Raw genomic sequence first — 17403 nt, forward strand, 5'->3', positions numbered from 1 at the left:
CGGGGTAGAGGTGCATTTTATTTACTATCTCGCCGACTGCTTTTACTACCGCAGGACTCGTGCCGTATGGGTTTTCATTGCTGGCTAGCTTGATGACGTCTTTTGCGTCGATGCCGTATTCGCGTACGACAAGCTCGATAGGTTTGCCCGCTTCGTAGCTTACTAAATTTGCCAAATTTTCGTTAAATTTCATCTCACTCCTCCCACGCGACGTAGCTTCCTAGCCACGCGATCTCGTGGCCGTAGCTTATCGCTTTTTGTATCGCTTTTTGGACGTTGTCGTCGTCGATGTGCCCCTCGAAATCTATATAAAAATTCGCCTTAAATTCGCGCTGTTTTATCGGGCGGCTCTCTAGTTTGGTTATATTTATACCCTCGTCTCTAAATGCCAAAAGTAGCTCCACTAGCCCGCCCGGACGGTGCTCGGTCTTTGCTAAGATAGACGTTTTATTTCTTTGCGCGCGCTCGTTTTTAAAATCGCTTAATATAAAAAATCTCGTACGGTTTGCGGCGTTGTCCTCGATCGTCTCAAACAAGATCGGCACGCCGTAAAGCTTGGCTGCGATCTTAGAACAGATGGCGGCCGAATTTGGCTCGCTGCCGGCTAGCTGCGCGGCCTGCGCGGTTGATTTTGCCGGGATAAACTCGACTGATGAAAGCATATGATCGTCTAAAAATTTGCGGCACTGATTGTAGCCTTGCGGGTGCGAGTAGATGCGTTTGATATCCTTTAAATTTTCGCACTTGCTCGCAAAAATATGATGAATATCCATGTAAATTTCAGCCACGACCTTGACGCTATCAAACCGCCCGAGGCAGTCCAGCGTCGCGCCTACCGCGCCTTCTGTATTATTTTCTATCGGCACGACGCCGTATTTGGCCTCTTTGTGCTTTAGTTTGGTAAAAACCGCCTCGATGCTAGCTAGCGGCAGATATGCGCTCATCGCGCCAAATCGACTCTCCGCGGCTTGGTGCGTGTAGGTGCCCTCAGGCCCTAGATAGGCGACTTTTTCCGGCATCTCGAGGTTTCTACTGACGGCGAAAATCTCAAGATAAATCGCCTCAATCGCAGCCTTGTTTAAAAAGGCGGAGTCTTGCCCCTCTAGGCGGTTTAGGATCGCTCTTTCGCGCTCGGGGCGGTAGATCGCGCTGCCGCTAGTTTGCTTTAGCTCGCCGATCTTTCGTACGAAATTCATGCGCTCGTTTAGGCGCCTTAGCACCTCGTCGTCGATCTTGTCTATCTCGTTTCTAAGGTCGTTTATGTTTTGCATTTTCGCTCCCTAGCCTAAAAATTCGCGCTCCAGCGCCACTACATCCTCAAAACTCTCGCGGCGCCTAATCAAAAAGTCCTCGCCACCTTTTACCGCGACCTCCGCGGCGCGTCCGCGAGTGTTGTAGTTGCTACTCATCGCAAAGCCGTATGCGCCGGCTGATTTGATGACGACGAGATCGCCTGGATTTAACGGCGGCAAATTTCGATCTTTTGCGAGAAAGTCTCCGCTCTCGCAGATCGGTCCAACCACGTCGCAAGGGGTAAATTTGAGCTCCCGAAGCTGCTCGGTCTTGCACTCGCAAAGAGTCTTGCCGCCGCTAAGAGCAAAAATTTTATGCCTAGCCTGATAGAGGCTTGGGCGTATGAGGTCGTTCATCGCGCCGTCCACGACCACAAAGCGCTTGTTTTTATTAAATTTCTCGTAAAGCACGCTAGTTAGAAAATATCCCGCGTTGCCGACGATAAAGCGTCCAGGCTCGCAGACTACCGTGACGTCCAGGCCGCTTAAATTTGCTAAAATGCCCTGTGCGTATTCGTATAGATCAGGCTCGCTCTCGTCGCCGTAAACGATGCCTATGCCGCCGCCGACGTCAAAAAATTTGATGTCGATTTGCGCCGCTTTTAGCTCGCGAGTCAAATTTGCCACGATCTTTGCCGCTTCGATAACGGGCTTGATGTCGGTTAGCTGCGAGCCGATGTGGCTGTGGATACCGACCGGTTCTAGATGCGGCGAGTTTTTGGCGTGAAGGTACATTTTTTTCGCCGTTTGAAGATCTACGCCGAATTTATTTTCGTTTAGTCCGGTCGAGATATAGGGGTGAGTCTTAGCGTCGATGTCTGGATTTACGCGGATGCTGATGCGAGCGGACTTTCCGAGCTGTTTTGCGAGCGTTTCCAGGCGGTTCATCTCGGCTTCGCTTTCTAAATTTATCATCAAGATTTCATTTTCCAGCGCAAATTTAAGCTCGTCGTCGCGCTTGCCCACGCCGCTTAGGATTATCTGATAGCTTTTAGCTCCCGCCAGCAAAGCGCGCCTAACTTCACCCACGCTCACGCAGTCAAATCCGGCCCCAAGCCCGGCTAAAAATTTCAAAACGCTTAAATTTGAGTTTGCCTTAACGGCGTAGCATACGAGAGATTTTCTAGCGTGAAACGCGTTTTTTAGCGCTTCGTAGCGGTGTGCCATGTAGTCAAAATCGTAAACGTAAAGAGGGGTGCCGTATTTTTGCGCTAAATTCGTAAAATCCATAACCAACCTTGTTTAAAAATAGTTAGATTTTACAGAAATTTTGCCTAAATCTCTCTTAACGACTCCCAAAACGCAGATAAAAAGCGTAAGCACCAAGTAAAATAATCGGTAAAAGCACGCCGACCTCGGGTGAGACGACGCCGTTTCTAGCAAACCTCATCATCACAAAAAGCGCGCCCCAGACGCAAAGCGAGGCGATCGTGAAGATAAAGCTTTTTAAGGCGAGGTTAAAAAATCGTCCCGTAACCGGCAAAAAATAGTAAATAATAAGCACCATAAAAGGCGCAAAAAACGGTGCAAAAGCGAGGTTATAAAGCGTGGTTTTGGTCGAATTTAGCCCGATGCCCTCGTCTTTAAACGCCAAAATATAATCCACGGCATCCGGGATCGTGATCGCCGAGCTCTCCGCTGACGCGCTTTCTATTGTTTTTGGTTTAAAATTTTCAAGCGTTTTTAGCTCGCTTGGCATTTTGATATCAAGCCCCTTTTCGCCAAGCTTAATATTTTGCGGCAAATTTACGATTTTAGCATTTTTTAAAAGCCACGCATCGTCTATAAACCTCCCGCTTTCGCCAAAGGTAGCGCTGCGCAAGTTGCTGCCGTTTATGTCAAATATCCGCACGTCTTTAGCCTCGCCGCTAATAGGATTTAGGCTATCCATGTAGACAAATTTGCCTTCGAATTTTAAGAAAATATCCGAACTCGTACGCGATAAATTCGAGAGTTTCACGATGTTTCGCCCGTACTCGTAGGCGTAGGCAAAAGGCGTGAAATTTAGCCCGACGTAGATAAACGTGATAGCAAACGCGATGTAAAAAGGCGGTTTTATCAGGCGATTTTTATCTATACCCAGCGCGTAAAAGCTCACGAGCTCGTTGCTGCGAATCATGCTAAATTTGCTAGTTATCAGCGCAAAAATGAGTGCGAGCGGTAAGACGTAGTTTACCGCCGTAAGCGAGGTGAGGCCGAAGTAAAGCAGCTTTAGGTTCGCGCTTGCGGGCATGTCTTTTAGGTTGGTTAGGATGTCGATGCCGACGTAAAAAAGCGTGAGCGCGATGAATAAAATCATGAAATATTTAAAATAAAGCCAGCCGACGTAACGCGCGTAAAGATTCATTTATGGCCTTTTAAATCAAATTTTGCGCACGCGGGGCAGCGGACAAGAGCAAAGCTCTCAAAAGTACTAAATTTAAACAGCTCCATTTTTCGCGTGAAATTTAATAAATATAAGACTCTAGACAAAAGACAAGCCTGCGAAAAAACAGCACTTTTCGTAAATTTTATAAATTTGCTAGTAAAATTTTTAAGTAAATTTATAAAATTTGCTGTAAAGAAGATTTGGCGCACGGTTTTAAATTTGGACTCTAAATTTAACCAGTTTTTTAGCGCTTTAAAAAAATCCAAAATTTGACGAAAAACAAAAGCCTTAAATATCAAATTTAACCCGCTCACAAAATGCCTTTTTTGGTTGAAAATTTTTGAGAAACGGCGTCGATGTCGGTTTTTATAAGCTCATTTAGCGCGTTTTCACAGTAGTTCAAAATCTTTTCCAGCCCTTCTTTTTCCTCTGCGTTAAATTCGCCAAGCACGTGGCCGGTTACCGCGCTTTCGCCTTTGTGCGCGCTCCTACCGATACCGATACGCACGCGCTCGTAGTCTGCGCCCATTAATGCGTCGATTGATTTTAGCCCGTTGTGTCCGCCGTTTCCGCCGCCCTTTTTAAATTTAACGACGCCGAAATTTAAATCAAGATCGTCGTGAATAACGATAACGCGCTCGGGTTTGTAAAAATCAGCGACGGCTTTTACGCTTCGTCCGCTTAGATTCATAAAAGTTGTCGGTTTTAAAAGAAGTAAATTTTGAAATTTAAATAGCTCGCCTTGAAATTTGGCCGAGCTTACATCCGTAAAATTTGAGTTTTTGAGTCTATCTATCAGCATAAAGCCGACATTGTGTCTTGTTTTGGAGTACTCGGGACCGGGGTTTCCCAGTCCGACTATGAGTATCAAGGCTAGCCTTATTTAGCTTTTATTACGCCTAGAACCGCTACGCGGTCAGCATCGATCATAGTAACGCCCGCAGGAACGGCTATATCGCGCACTAGGACAGTGTCGTCTATATCAAGACCGCTAACGTCTATGTCGAATGAATTCGGCAAATTTTCAGCCGTGCATTTTACGGCTAAGCGTCTTTTTGAGATGATCAAAACGCCTTTATTTTTTAGACCCACAGGAGTTCCATAAGGTTTAACCGGAATCATATACTTTGAGACGACGCCTGGAAGCGCAACCTTTAAATCAACGTGCTTTAGCGCGTTTGTCACAGGGTCTTTTTGGTATTCGACTACTACGACTTTTAAGGTTTTTCCGCCTACTTTTACGTCAAACGCAAGGCTCTCTTTTTTGCGAACCTCTTTTATAAAATCGTTGATTTTAAAAGCGGCTTGCACATTCTCTAATCCCTTGCCGTAAATGTTGGCGATTAGATAACCATCTCTTCTCAAGGCTTTTGACGCCTTTTTACCGATACTCTCTCTAACGATACCTTCTAACATCGTTTTCCTTTCTTGAAAAATAGAAGCCGATGATACCCAAATTTATATAAATTTCGCCTTACTTGATATCTTTGAGCGCAATAACTTCGCTTTGAAATTCTTTTAAAAGCTCGGCATCCTCTTCGATAGAGGCAACCATAGCTCGTTTTTTAGCAAGGTCGGCGCTCTTGATTTTGATATCGAGGTTTTCCCTTCTGCTGGCGCTTTTTAGCGCTTCTTCTTTTGTTATAATTCCCGAAGTATACATGTCAAGCAAATGCTGCTCGAAGGTCTGCATTCCGTAGGTATTTTTACTTTGCTCTATCGCGTCGTAAATTTCGCTATCTCTATCTTCTAAGATCATATCTCTTATTCTTATGTTTTTTACCATTATTTCGCAAGCGACGCGGCGTTTGCCGGTCGTAGTCACGACAAGGCGCTGAGATATGATAGCCTCCGCAACCGAGGCAAAGGTCATCCTTATGCGGTTTTGCTCCTCTTTAGGAAACATATTTATGACGCGGCCGATAGTTTCTTTAGCATCAAGGGTGTGAAGCGTAGCAAGCACCAAGTGTCCTGTTTCTGCTGCATTTATCGCGGTTCTAACGGTCTCCAGGTCTCTCATCTCGCCCACAAATATAACATCCGGATCCTCGCGCAAAGAGGCCCTTAGCGCGTCGGCGAAACTATCTACGTCTTGGCCGATACCGCGCTGATTTATTACGCTTTTGTCGTCGTTATATATAAACTCGATCGGATCTTCGATAGTGACTATGTGGTAGTTTTTTGTGTGATTTAGGTGGTTTATCATGCTAGCTAGTGTCGTTGTTTTACCGCTACCGGTAGGTCCAGTTACTAGGATGATGCCTCTATTTACTTTATTGCAAAGCTTTTCAATAACCGGCGGCAATAAAAGCTCGGACATCGTAGGAATTTTCGTTGGGATCGTTCTAAATACGAAAGATACGCCATCCATCTGCAAAAAGACGTTTGAACGGAAACGGTAGTCGTCGTTTAATTTATATGTAAAATCCACACTCTTTTTTTTCATAAGATTGTAATAATTCGCCCCTAAAATCTCCTTTGCAAGTAGTATCGAGTTGTCGTAATCTAAAATTTTATCGCCCATCGTAAATATCTCGCCGTTAAATCTACCGCGAACTACTTTGCTGGATTTTACGTGCAAGTCGCTACCGCCAAGCTCGATAAGTTTTGTTAGATACCCATCCAGTATAACCTTCATTTCGGCTTTTTTTTCGTTCTCTTCGTCGCTCTGCGGCACCGTGGTTCTAATCGGCATCCCGAAAGTTTCATCTTCCATACCGATGCCAAGCTCGGCTAAAAGCGCCGCCCTGTCCTTGTATTTAACCGGTCTCACTTCAGGTTTTTTTAACGTATTTGTTTGGTTTTCTTGCCTATCGTTTATAGTTTGCACTTGCGCCGCAACTTTATTTGCGGCAGTTTGCATTTGTGTGAAATTCGGCTCTAAATTTTGCGCTTGCAATTCACGCAAATTTATGGATTCGTCGATATTTTTTTGCTCTTTATTTTGCCGATCATCTCCAAAACCAACGTTTAAATTCAGCTGCACAGGGATTGCGTTTATCTCGTTTTTGTCGCTGGCGCCATCGTTATTTATTATGCCGATTTTATCCTCTATATCTTTATTTTCTTCATCTTGAACTATGCTAAATTCGTTTTGAAAAAAGTCTAAAATTTGATCCTTTTCGCTAGGGTGCTGTTGCATGCCGACCTCTTCTTGCGTAAATTTAATACCCAAATCATCCAAACTTACGTTATCTCCGCCAAATTTTACATCCGGCGTTTCATCGCAAATCGACTGTTCTTGCGCCGTAGCTTTCGCAGTCTCGTCAAACTCATCTTTTTTTGGCGGCATCTCGTCCAGTGCGTCTATTTCGCTCAGTGCTTCGTTGATAGCTTGAAGATTTTCGCTTAGCTCGTGTTTTTTTGCCTCCAAGTCACCAGGCTCGATAAAACCGTCAAATTTGACGGTTTCCGCCGCTTCTTTGATTTTTACGGGCTCATCGTCTATGGGTTTGAGCGCAGGCAAGTTCTCAAAATCAAAATTTTGTCCAAATTTAAACATGGGCTCATGATCGCTCAAATTTTTATCTGCAACTTCGCCGATCTTCTGCTCATCTTTTTCAGATTTTAGCTCTATTATTTGCTCTTCTTGCGAATCTTCTCTATTTTTATCTCTATTTTTATCTCTTATTTTTTGTATATCGTTTTTTACCGCATTCGCTCTTAGATTTATAATACGCTCAAGTTCGTCGTCTTGAGTGTCAAATTTAATACTAGAACCGATAGGCTCGTAGTCCATTGCATCTTCTTGCTGCGACGAGGTAAATCTCAAAGGCTTCATTTAAGCGCTTTCATTATATCTTCAAATGCCGTCACGAACTGCTTTAAGCCGTCGTTTAGCAAGTCTTTGTAAACCTTCTCCATATCTATGTCGGCTCTTTTTACTACGCCAAAAAATTTCTCTATACTATCGTCGCTAACGGCGGTTTTAGGTTCGTTTTTGCTCGCGATAAAAGCTTTGATAGTATCAAGCGGAGCCGTATTTACCGCATTTTGATACATTAGCTCTTTTACGTAGTAGTCTTTTGCCAGCTCATCGCCCTTTACGCCCGTGCTAGCAAATAGCGCGCGCGTCGTCGGCAAGCTTTTATTTTCTATGATTTTATAAATTTTAGTTGCGTTCATAATACCGATTTGACCCGTCGGTAGCGAGTTCTCGCGCATTTTTTCATCTAGCAAGCGATCAAACCTGCTAACAAAAATGCTAATCACGCTTTTTGGCAGCGGCGTTAGCGGAAATTTCTTCTCACAAGCCTTCACGCCCTCCTCAAAAGCGTCCAAACACGCTACGGCTTGCTCCGGCGAGAAAATTAGCGTCGCATTTACAGCGATACCGCGCGCGGTTAATGCGCTCATCGCTTCAAAGCCCGCTTTTGTCGCAGGGATTTTGATCATGACGTTTGGCATGCCGATCTCTGCGTGTAGCCTAGCGCCCTCGTCCACCGTAGCCGCGGCGTTATCGCAAAAGCTAGGATCGACCTCGATGCTAACAAACCCGTCGTCGCCGTTTGCGTAATGCCTCAAAAGCTTGGTCGCGGCTATCTTGATATCTTGCACCGCGAGCGCCTCGTAAAGCGCCTTTGGATATTTTTTGCCCATTTGGCCGATGACGTCCTTGTAGGAGTCCGACAAAAACGCGGCTTTAAAGATGGACGGATTTGAGGTCACGCCGTTAATAGCGCCTATTTGAAGTAAATTTTCAAACTCGTCTTGCAAAAAGTCGCGCTCGATAAAGTCGCACCACAATGAAAAATTTATATCGTTATTAAACATTTTTCTCGCCTTTTTATATCAAATTTATGATCTCGCGCAAATCTTTTTTATCCACGCAACAAGTTGCCGCTTGCCTCAAAATTTGCTTCGCGCAAAACGCGATTTTTAAATTTGAATGCTCAAACATAGATAAGTCGTTGGCGCCGTCGCCCACGCTCATCGTCTGCTCTTTTGAGATACCGAGCAAATTTTGTAAATTTGCAAGCATCGCGCCCTTTGAAAAGCCAAACATCATCTCGCCGCCCACGAGTCCGGTTAGGATGCCGTCTTTGTGGTGCAGGATATTTGCAAAGCTAGCGTCAAATTTGAGCTTCTCTTGCGCTCTGTCCGTGCCGGAGTGAAATCCTCCGCTAAAAACAACGACCTTGACGCCTTTACTTTTTAGATGCGCGATTAGCTCGGCGGCTCCTGGCATTAGCGGCAAATTTGAGCAAATTTGATCTACTTTAGCAAGCTCAAGCCCCTTTAAAAGCGATACGCGGCGCGTTAAACTCTCAAAAAAATCAAGCTCGCCCGCCATCGCTTTTGCAGTTATTTCGCTGACCTCATCGCCCACGCCTTTTGCTGCAGCTAGAAAATCTATCGTCTCGCCGTCCATCAGCGTCGAATCAAAATCAAATACGCAAAGCTTTATCAAATTTGATCCTAGAAATCGCGCTTTAGCAACGCTTCGACTTTTAAAATCGTAAGGATATTGTTATCTCTTTTGCCGATACCGTAAATCATGCCTTTATCTTTTAAAAGCGTTTCAGGCGGCGAATCGATCCTGTTTTGCTGTATTCTGATGGCCTCCGTTAGCCTATCGATCACAAATCCCGCGACGTTATCGCCCTCTTTCATCACGATATACCTCGTGCTTGGGCTCGGTTTTGCAGCGTTTAGAGAAAATTTCTTTCTCAAGTCGATTAGCGGGATGACGCTACCGCGCAGGTTAAACACGCCTAAAACATAGTCCGGTACGCTAGGCACGCGAGTGTATTCGATCGGTTTAATGATCTCTTGGATATTTAAAATGGGTATCGCATACTCCTCGTCGCCCACGATGAAACCGACTAGCTGGACGATCTCCTCGCGCTCTTTTTCGCTCGGGTCTATCACCTGTCTTTTTTGTCTTTTTAGAACCTGATTTAGTTTGTCGTTCATGTTCTATCCTATTAGTTTGATATTTTTTCTAACTACGTTTTCAAGGTACTCGGACGAATACGGCTTGGTGATGTACTCAGTCATTCCTACCTCCACGCCTCTTAGCCTGTCGGTCTTTGACGTCCTTGAGGTTACCGCAATAAGCGGCAAATTTCTATATTTTGAGTACTTGCGAATTTCGCCCGCTAGCGTGTAGCCGTCCATTCGCGGCATTTCGATATCAATTAGCATCGCATCAAGCGCATGTTCGCCAGATTTTACGATAGTTAGAGCCTCGACTCCGTTGGTAGCCTCGATCACCGTTACGCCAAGAGGGGCTAGCGATTTTTGCATTATGGTTCTGTCCATCTTCGAGTCGTCTACGATTAGTACCTTATAATCGCTCGGTTTTTCTTTGACGCTCTTTGAGGCCTCTATACTAGCTTTTATGTCTACTTTTATGTCTTTTGCCATCTCCATCATCATGCCCACGTCGATGATTAGCGTTACGCGGCCGTCGCCTCTTATCGTAGCGCCTGCGATTCCGGGGATGTTTTGGAGATAATCGCCCATTGACTTAATTACAATCTCTTCTTGTCCTACTAGACTATCTACGATGATACCTAGCTTTGCTTCCGCTACGCCGATAACAACCACGTATGTCTGATCTCCGCCGTCAAAGACCTGCTTGACGCCAAAGATATCAGATAGCTTAACTAGCGATAGTACTTCATCGCGTAGTCTGAGCACGTTTTTGCCGTCGATCGTATAGATATCGTCGATCGGTACGCGCACGGTCTCTAAAACGCTTGCTAGAGGAATAGCGAAAAACTCCTCCTGAGCGCCGACTAAAAGCGACTGGATAATAGCTAGCGTGAGCGGAATCTTTAGCTTCATCGTCGTGCCCTTGCCCACTTCGCTTTCGATGTCGATTATGCCGTTTAGCTTTTCGATATTAGTCTTTACGACGTCCATTCCCACGCCGCGACCGCTTACGTTAGTTACCTTCGCAGCAGTCGAAAATCCAGGCTTAAATATAAGCCCAAACGCCTCTTTATCGCTCATAGTATCGGCTTCGCGCTCGGTGATGATGCCCTTTTCTATCGAGCGTGCCTTTAGCATATCGGCGTCTAGCCCCTTACCGTCGTCGGTGATCTCGACTACGATATGGTTGCCTTCGTTGTAGGCTTTTAGCTGAATAGTGCCTTTTTCAGGCTTGCCTGCAGCTAGTCTGGTAGGACCGTCTTCGATGCCGTGGTCGCACGAGTTTCTTATCATATGCACGAGCGGATCGCCGATTTGCTCGACGATAGATTTATCCAGCTCCGTCTCCTCGCCCGTGATTTCAAGGTCGATTTGCTTATTTAGCTCGCGGCTTAGATCGCGGATCATACGAGGGAATTTATTAAACACCTTTGCGATAGGCAGCATCCTCGTTTTCATAACGGCTAGCTGTATATCGGTAGTCACTAGGCTTAGGCTAGATACTACTTGATTTAGCTCCTCGAGGAATTTCTCGCCCTCGTATCTCTCCTCGACGTCGTCGTAAATTTTAAGCAATCTGTTTTTGCCAAGCACCAACTCGCCGATCAGGTTCATCAGGTGATCTAGGCGCTTAACCTCGACGCGTATAGTCTGCTCGTCCGTACTTCCTCCGCCTCCGGTTGCGGGAACTTTTTTCTCCTCTTTTTTATCGGCCGGCTTTGCGGGAGCGGGTTTTGGAGCCGGAGCCGAATTTGAGGGAGCGGCAGCTTGCGACGTGGCCGGTGCGGCAGGTTTTGGCGCTTCGCCTCCGGCTGCTTTTTGAGCACGTCTTGCTTGATCCTCGGCCTTTCTTACTTTTAGTAGTCTTTCTATCTCGGCTTCGACCTCGTCGTCGCTTAAATTTGATAAATTCTCATCGCTAACGGGTTCGGGCTCAGGCTCTTTCGGCGTCTCTACCACAGGCTCTGGCGCCGCGGGAGCAGGCTCGCTAGCGGCCGCACTCGGGGCTTCGCCTTCGGATATCGCGGTTAGTCTTTTGCAGATATCTTCTATCTCGATGCCTACGTCCGTATCGTTACCGCTATCTCTGATACCGTGCAGTAGCCCCTTCATCATATCTACGGACTCTAGTACCACGTCCATGATATCCGGAGTTATCTTTAGTTCATTGCGACGAGCCTTGTTTAGCACGTCTTCCATATGGTGCGTAAGCTTAGTAAGGATATCGAAATTTAAAAAGCTCGATGATCCCTTGACCGTATGCGCAACGCGGAAAATTCTATTTAAAAGCTCTAAATCTTCGGGATTTGACTCTAGTTCTATGAGGTCATGGTCTATTTGTTCTACTAGTTCGAAGGCTTCAACCAGGAAGTCTTCCATTATTTCTCTCATATCATCCATGATTTTCCCCCTTATTTCTTGTGCGCTTCGATCACGCGAAGCACTTCGTTATAAAATAGCGATGCGTCAAATTTGGTTAGATATGCTGCGGCTCCGGCCTCTCTGCTTTGAGCTTCGCTATAATCGTTGCTTAAAGAAGAGTTAAATATGATAGGAATTCCCGTATATCTCGGATCGTCTTTTATCGTCGATGCAAAGCGGTATCCGTCCATCTGCGGCATCTCGATATCGCTCAAAATTACCCTTAAAAAGTTATTTAACTTATCGCCGTACATCTCGTAAAGATCCTCCATCCTAGCAAGCCCCTCTACGCCGTCTTTTGCTTCGACTACTTTTAGTCCCATTTTTTCTAGCATATCTTTTACTAGTTTTCTTGCCGTCGAGCTATCGTCTAGCACTAGTGCTAAACCGCTTAAAAGCTTACTTTGATCGATCTCTACTTCCATTTTCGGGCTATAAATGCCAAGCTCTTCGACGACGCTTTCAAGGTCTAGTATGAGCAAAACTTCGTCGTTTTCGATGCGAGTTACGCCTGTTATCTTGCCTTTATCTAGCGTTCCAGCATTTGAGGCAAAAGTCGCCGCCTCGATGTCCGCCCAGCTTATGCGCCTGATTCGCTTTGCCTCGTGGACGATAAAGCCTATCAATATACCGCTAAATTCGGCAATGATGACGCGAGGCTTGATAGCTCCGCCCTTAGGCTCGTTTATCTGCATCCATTTAGCTAAATTTATGACAGGTATCACGACGCCGCGCAGATCAAAAATCCCCTCGATATACTCGGGTACTCCGGGAAGCTCGGTTAAATTTGGCATCTTAATGATCTCGCGTACCTTAGCGACGTTGACGCCGTATATGCCCTCATATACATTGTCTCCCGACTGCTTAAAGATACGAAAATCAACAAGCTCCATCTCATTTGAACCGGTTTTTAATGTGCCGTTGTTAAGCATTTTAAACCTTTACGCTCTTTCGAGCAAACTTAATATTCTGGTCGTATTCTACTACAAAATAGCTTTGCTCGCATGCAAAAGATGGAATATTTATATATTTTTGTTTACCTATCGTGTACTGTTTGCCTTGGTGATAGTGCCCCTCGATGACAATGTCGGCCTCGTAAAATGCGTTATATTGGCGCATTTTTGCCTCGGCTAAATTCTTAAAATTCGGTATTTTATAATCTAAAATTTTTCGTTTAAGCTTATTTAAAATTCGTTTCGAGAGCCTAAAATTTAGAAATTTATCGAAAAAATTCATCGTTTTTAAAAAAATTTTAACGCGTAAAAATCTCAAAGCGTATTTCGAAACGAAAGGCAAAAATATATCTCCGTGCGCGATAAGCACGCTCTGTCCGCACTCAGAGGCAAAATTAACCGGCTGAGCGCCGATAGGATAGGCTTTGACGTTTTTAAAAAGCCTTGCTAGGTTAAAATCGTGATTTCCCTCGAAATAATAAATTTCCATTTCCTCGCCCAGCTCGTCTATCGTGTGAATATATCGCTCGTAAAATTTGACGAAAAACTCGCACTCGCCCGCCAAAAAATCAAACATATCGCCCATCAAAAACAGCTGCGGCGTCTTTATCTCGCCGCTTTTTAACGCGCATAAAAAACGCCAAAAATTTTCGCGATTTTCGTTTTCGTGCGAGTCGGCGATAAAGATCGCGCCGCTTTTTACGACGATTTGCTCAGGCATCAAATTTTACTTTTTGCGGCGTCAAATTTGCGACTAAATATTTCAAATTTTACAAGCGCCGTAGTTAAATTTAACGGCTCAAATTTACCGGCCGAGCTCATAAATTTAACGGTTTTAAACGCGCTCATCGGCTCTAGAATTTGATCGGTTTGTAGCTAACGGATACGATCTCGACGTCGCTTCTGCCGTTTGGCAAATTTAGCGCGACCTCGTCGCCCTCGCTCTTGCCGATTAGCTGTTTGGCTAGGGGCGAGTTAATCGAGATGAGTCCGCGCTCCAGGTTGCTCTCAGGCGTGCCCACGAGCGTATAGGTCCTTTCAAGCTCGGTTTCTACGTCCATAATGACGACCGTGGAGCCAAATTTTACCTTATCGTGCTCGTATTCGGCGGGGTCGATTACCTTAGCGCGGCTTACTATGTCGCTAAGCTCGGCTATACGGCTCTCGATAAACGCCTGTTTTTCGCGCGCGGCGTGGTATTCGGCGTTTTCTTTTAGGTCGCCGTGACTGCGCGCAATGTCGATCTCCTCGACGATATTCGGACGTTCGACGGTCTTTAAATTTTTTAGTTCGTTTGTGATTTTTTCATATCCAAAAAGCGTCATCGGTTCGGTCATTTTTCATCCTTTATTCGTTATTAAAATTTGCGCTACGCTGGCTGCAGAGCCGTGTTCTAGGTATTTTCGTAGCTTCTCGCAGCCTTTGATAAATTTCTCTTTATCGCAGCTCTCGTAGGCTTTTATTAGATTGCTTGGCATTACTTCCTCTTGCAGTAGCTCCTCGTGCAGCGCCGCTTCGCCCATAAAATCAAACATGATATTTGCAAGCCCGATGTGGCGCAGCTTCACAAACATCCGCGCTATCATTATGTCGATGGCTTTGGCTTTATAGGCTAGTACAAACGGCGTGCCCACGAGCGCAGCCTGCAGCGTCGCGGTACCCGAGCAGATAAAGGCAAACTCGCTTTGCAAAAGCGCGCGCGGAGCGTCCGTAACGACGCTAAAGCCGCTCACGTCGCCATAAATTTGCATATCGTTTGCCAAAAATGACGGTACGACGAGCATTTTTTCTTTGCCTTTTATCTGGCTCGCCACTTCGCGAAAAATCGGCATCAGACGCGAAATTTCGGCGCGGCGGGATCCGGGCATAAAAGCGATCTTACCGCTTTGCAAAAGCTCGTTTTTTCGTACTCGTAGTTCATCAAGCAGCGGGTGTCCGACGTAGCGCGAGCGATTGTAGTACATCCCGTCAAACGGCAAAATCGAAGCCAAATGATCGCAGTACGCCTCGACTTTCGCCACGCGTCCAGCCTTCCACGCCCACACCTGCGGCAAGATGTAGTAGGTCACGGGCGTTTTGATACCGGCCTCTTTGATCGCTTTAGCTAGCGGCAGGTTAAAGGCGGGACTATCGATGAGTAGCACGGCGTCGCACTCTGTAGCTAGGCGCGTCATCTCTTTTATCGCGCGTTTTGCCTTAAAATAAAGCGGTAAAACCTCCACGAAGCCCATCGCAGAAAACTCCGAGCTTCGCATAAAAGGTTCGCCGAATTTTTTGTCAAAAATGCCCTTTAGTTCGCACTTTGGCAGATGCTCTAAAACCTGCTCGAAGTGCAAATTTGCAGAGGCCTCCAAACAAGAGACGAGTAGCTTCACTGATTGCCCTCAAAGTCCTCAGCTAAGTTTGCAAGCTCTCTTGCGCGCTCCTTAGTCATCTGCAGGTAACAATCAGCGGCCGTTACGGCATAAAGCGTACCCATAGGCGGCACAAACGGACATTTAGCCTCTTTATAAGCCACCCATTTACGTTGGATATCTTTTAGTTTCTTTTTATTTTCGTCGTTTAGCACGCTCATGGCTTTTTTGTAATTTTGATTTAGGAGTTTATCTTGGATAGCAAATTCGGCGTCTATGCACTGTATCATGCCTGCAGTCGAGCTATCTTTTTGCATACACTCATCTACGCGCGCTTGCGATTCATCAAATTCCTCTTCCGAAGTTTCCTCGATGCTTGACGCAGGTTTTGCTTTGATCGCAAGTTCTTGCGCACCAAAAACGAGGCTCGCCGCAAACGCAGCAAAAATAAATTTTTTAAGCATATTTTACCCTTTAAATTTAACGGGAATTATCGCCTAAAACGGCTAAATAAACAATAAAATTTAAATTTATAAGAAAAATTCGGATTTTAAAATTTGAAAGATAAATGCGTAAATTTAAAAACCCAAAGCCCGTAGGCCTTGGGTTTTGGGGTTTATTTAAAATTTAGGTTCTTAACGTCTTCGTCGGCTTTTTTCATAGCTTCGGTAGGCGCTACGCCGATAGGATATTTATGTCCTAAAGAAGCAGGCGCAGGAACCGGAGTAGCTTCCTGGGTTAGCTTGATGCTGATGCCGTAAGGCGCAAGCTCGTTAACTAGCTCGGTTTGTCCTTGGCGAGCAAATTCTTTACATTGACCTAGGATCCTAGCCGACTCTTCGTCTCCGTGGAAGCCGTAGCTGTTTTCGCTAAATGCGAAGTCCCAGCGGATGTGAGTTTTGCGGTGCAAGTAAAGAGTCTTTTCAAGAGCCTTACTGATAGCTTCTTTTCTCTCTTTTTCATCGGCGATCGAAGCAAATTTCTCGTGCTTAGCTAGCTCGGCTCTAGCCGTTTTTATGTCTTGGATCAAAGAAAGTAGCGCATTTTCGCAGTTTCTTAGCTCGTAAGCGTGGCGATTTTGTACGAATGAAATTCTATCTTTTAGCACTTGTTCGCTTTGCGGGTGGCAAGTTTTGCAAGCCGCGTTTATATCGGCAAGCGGAGTTAAAATTTCATGTTCGGTAATCTTTTGAGCCCCGGCGCGTTTATACGGCATATGGCAGTCTGCACACGTTACGCCGCTTCTTCCGTGGATACCGGTTGAGCTTAGCTCAGCTTCTGAGTGCTGCATCTTGATGATTTTAGCGCCGGTATCTTTGTGGATGTAGTCAAATTTAAACCCGTCCTCTTTGGCTAACTGATCGTCATAGTATTGGTCGAAATTCTCGATCTTAAACGGCTCGTCTTTCTTCCAGAAATTCCAAGGGAAGGTTAAAACGGATTCTTTGCCTGCAGGATAGTATTCTACGTGGCACTGCATACAAACATAGCTTCTCATCTCTTGTCTGGTGGCCTTTATACCGCTTTTTGCGTCGGCTTGGTAGCCTCTAGCGACCATTGCGTTTACGAATGCGGGTCTTGTAACTCTTAGACTCATATCATCTGGCGAGTGGCAGTCTGCACAGGTGCTACCTAAGTGCGAGCCGTGGATACTCTCGCCGTGTTTAGCCGCGATCTTTTTCATGACGTCAAAATACGGAATAGAGTTCATCTTCGTCCACGCGGCTTTTCTCTTTTCGCCTTCCTCTTTAGGCATTACGTCGAAAAACGGCATAGGCTTAGTTGCAGCAGGCGTAGGATCGGCAGTTAGGTTATAATCGCCATCAACTTGAAGCGCGGTTAAATATCCGGTGTGGCAATTGACGCAATATCCTGGCTGACCCTTAAATGCAGGAAGCCCGTGAGCGTTTAGATACTCTTTATCGTTTCTTTTGGTCTCGATCTGATCTATCTGCGAATAGTAGTGGGTTCGCGGTTTGCTGTAATCCACGCCGAACGCATAGCCGTTCCAAAACACCGTAGCCGCAGGCCAGCGAATAATCTTGCTATAAGGTAAATCTCCGCCGAAAGCCGTTTCTATAAATTCGCTTCCTTTTGGATTTGCGTCGCTTTTATGCTCCATTTTTTTGTAAGCA

Annotated in this window: 16 protein-coding genes and 1 pseudogene; all 17 read right to left on the reverse strand. The window is 45.6% G+C overall.

Going from position 1 to position 17403, the window contains the following annotated elements; translation table 11 throughout:
• A pseudogene (locus Q0314_RS04140) lies at positions 1 to 193 on the reverse strand (histidinol-phosphate transaminase); the annotation flags it as partial.
• Position 194: 1 nt separating this feature from the next.
• A complete protein-coding gene (gene pheA, locus Q0314_RS04145) occupies positions 195 to 1271 on the reverse strand; it encodes a prephenate dehydratase (protein ID WP_298056821.1) in 1077 nt (358 codons plus the stop codon).
• 9 nt (positions 1272 to 1280) lie between these two features.
• Positions 1281 to 2522, reverse strand: a complete 1242-nt coding sequence (gene lysA, locus Q0314_RS04150) for a diaminopimelate decarboxylase (protein ID WP_298056823.1) — start codon at positions 2520 to 2522, stop codon at positions 1281 to 1283.
• 55 nt (positions 2523 to 2577) lie between these two features.
• Positions 2578 to 3639: an LptF/LptG family permease gene (locus Q0314_RS04155; protein ID WP_298056826.1), complete on the reverse strand. Its 1062-nt coding sequence runs from the start codon at positions 3637 to 3639 to the stop codon at positions 2578 to 2580.
• 331 nt (positions 3640 to 3970) lie between these two features.
• Positions 3971 to 4531 carry an aminoacyl-tRNA hydrolase gene (gene pth / locus Q0314_RS04160; protein ID WP_298056828.1) on the reverse strand — a complete coding sequence of 187 codons (561 nt, stop codon included), beginning with the start codon at positions 4529 to 4531 and terminating at the stop codon, positions 3971 to 3973.
• 8 nt (positions 4532 to 4539) lie between these two features.
• Entirely contained in the window at positions 4540 to 5076 is a 537-nt protein-coding gene (locus Q0314_RS04165) for a 50S ribosomal protein L25/general stress protein Ctc (protein ID WP_298056830.1), read from the reverse strand.
• Positions 5077 to 5134: 58 nt separating this feature from the next.
• On the reverse strand, positions 5135 to 7441 hold the full coding sequence (locus Q0314_RS04170) for a PilT/PilU family type 4a pilus ATPase (protein WP_298056832.1): 2307 nt from the start codon (positions 7439 to 7441) through the stop codon (positions 5135 to 5137).
• Positions 7438 to 8433 carry a transaldolase gene (locus Q0314_RS04175; RefSeq protein ID WP_298056834.1) on the reverse strand — a complete coding sequence of 332 codons (996 nt, stop codon included), beginning with the start codon at positions 8431 to 8433 and terminating at the stop codon, positions 7438 to 7440. Before Q0314_RS04175 ends, Q0314_RS04170 begins: the two co-directional genes overlap by 4 nt.
• A gap of 13 nt (positions 8434 to 8446) precedes the next feature.
• On the reverse strand, positions 8447 to 9070 hold the full coding sequence (gene serB, locus Q0314_RS04180) for a phosphoserine phosphatase SerB (RefSeq protein WP_298056835.1): 624 nt from the start codon (positions 9068 to 9070) through the stop codon (positions 8447 to 8449).
• Between the two features lie 8 nt (positions 9071 to 9078).
• Positions 9079 to 9576 carry a chemotaxis protein CheW gene (locus Q0314_RS04185; RefSeq protein ID WP_298056837.1) on the reverse strand — a complete coding sequence of 166 codons (498 nt, stop codon included), beginning with the start codon at positions 9574 to 9576 and terminating at the stop codon, positions 9079 to 9081.
• Positions 9577 to 9579: 3 nt separating this feature from the next.
• Entirely contained in the window at positions 9580 to 11940 is a 2361-nt protein-coding gene (locus tag Q0314_RS04190; RefSeq protein WP_298056840.1) for a chemotaxis protein CheW, read from the reverse strand.
• A gap of 11 nt (positions 11941 to 11951) precedes the next feature.
• Entirely contained in the window at positions 11952 to 12893 is a 942-nt protein-coding gene (locus Q0314_RS04195) for a chemotaxis protein (RefSeq protein WP_002947271.1), read from the reverse strand.
• 1 nt (position 12894) lies between these two features.
• Positions 12895 to 13635: a UDP-2,3-diacylglucosamine diphosphatase gene (locus Q0314_RS04200; protein WP_298056845.1), complete on the reverse strand. Its 741-nt coding sequence runs from the start codon at positions 13633 to 13635 to the stop codon at positions 12895 to 12897.
• A 133-nt stretch (positions 13636 to 13768) separates the two neighbouring features.
• The gene (gene greA / locus Q0314_RS04205) at positions 13769 to 14251 is read right to left on the reverse strand and encodes a transcription elongation factor GreA (RefSeq protein WP_122863211.1); all 483 of its coding nucleotides are present in this window, start codon (positions 14249 to 14251) and stop codon (positions 13769 to 13771) included.
• Between the two features lie 3 nt (positions 14252 to 14254).
• On the reverse strand, positions 14255 to 15289 hold the full coding sequence (gene lpxB / locus Q0314_RS04210) for a lipid-A-disaccharide synthase (protein WP_298056849.1): 1035 nt from the start codon (positions 15287 to 15289) through the stop codon (positions 14255 to 14257).
• Entirely contained in the window at positions 15286 to 15732 is a 447-nt protein-coding gene (locus Q0314_RS04215) for a lysozyme inhibitor LprI family protein (protein ID WP_298056851.1), read from the reverse strand. Before Q0314_RS04215 ends, lpxB begins: the two co-directional genes overlap by 4 nt.
• 152 nt (positions 15733 to 15884) lie before the next feature.
• The coding region (locus Q0314_RS04220) for an ammonia-forming cytochrome c nitrite reductase subunit c552 (RefSeq protein WP_298056853.1) at positions 15885 to 17403 on the reverse strand (1519 nt) is incomplete at its 5' end.

This window comes from uncultured Campylobacter sp., assembly GCF_938040115.1.
GTDB lineage: Bacteria > Campylobacterota > Campylobacteria > Campylobacterales > Campylobacteraceae > Campylobacter_A.